Annotated in this window: 1 protein-coding gene; it reads left to right on the forward strand. The window is 43.1% G+C overall.

The window, feature by feature from the left end; genetic code table 11:
* The first annotated feature begins 234 nt into the window (after positions 1–234).
* Positions 235–624: a hypothetical protein gene (locus GWQ22_RS21700; RefSeq protein WP_275931653.1), complete on the forward strand. Its 390-nt coding sequence runs from the start codon at positions 235–237 to the stop codon at positions 622–624.
* Positions 625–722 lie beyond the last annotated feature (98 nt).

Below are 722 nucleotides of genomic sequence, written 5' to 3' on the forward strand. Positions count from 1 at the left end.
GCGAACAGGGATTGCAGGCTGGAGCTCACTCTGGGAAGGCTGGCAAACACTGCAAAGTAAACTGGACGGCTTTATTGCCGCCAAAGAGATGATGGCTTCGGGGATCAAGATCTGATCAAGAGACAGAACTCAACCTGTGGAGTTAACTGGGATGGTAGTACCATATCCACCTGTAAAGACAGAGATATCGATTTAATATTCTTGGTATCGCTAGCAAGCTCTGAGAAATCTGGGATGTCTAATAATGGTAAATTCGTAAGGGTTAGCATTGGTAAAGAAACTCAAGGCCGTGGGATCACGCTCAACCATGAGGCCATCAGAACAATTAAAAACAAAGAAAAATATAGTAGCACTGAGTTCATGAGTGCTCCAATTATTGAGACAGCAACCTTCACTGTTAAATCAGACAAAAATTCACCATCTAAAGCAAGAGCCCGTATATTCAATTCGTTCCCTGAAAATATCAATCCTGAAAGCAGTATTAGCCAGGGGAATAAAGTCACTTATAATGCAACACTAAGTGTTACGGCGAAGCAGCCTACGCTCACCACAAGTGTCACCTCAGAACAAAGTCGAAATGTTACGATCACATCAAGAGCTGACTCTTATACACAAATATTGTGAACTGATTGGCACTTTTCCCGATTTCCAGGATCTGATCTCCTATGTGACTCCCGAACATGGTAACGATCATGCTAACTTTTGCTCTTCATCGTGCGGCC

The sequence above is a fragment of the Aeromonas sp. 1HA1 genome (assembly GCF_029237385.1).
GTDB classification, from domain to species: domain Bacteria; phylum Pseudomonadota; class Gammaproteobacteria; order Enterobacterales; family Aeromonadaceae; genus Aeromonas; species Aeromonas popoffii.

Bases quoted from the DNA above. Each gene is read 5' to 3' on its own strand.
- GWQ22_RS21700 (WP_275931653.1), top strand. From the start codon at position 235: ATGTCTAATAATGGTAAATTCGTAAGGGTTAGCATTGGTAAAGAAACT.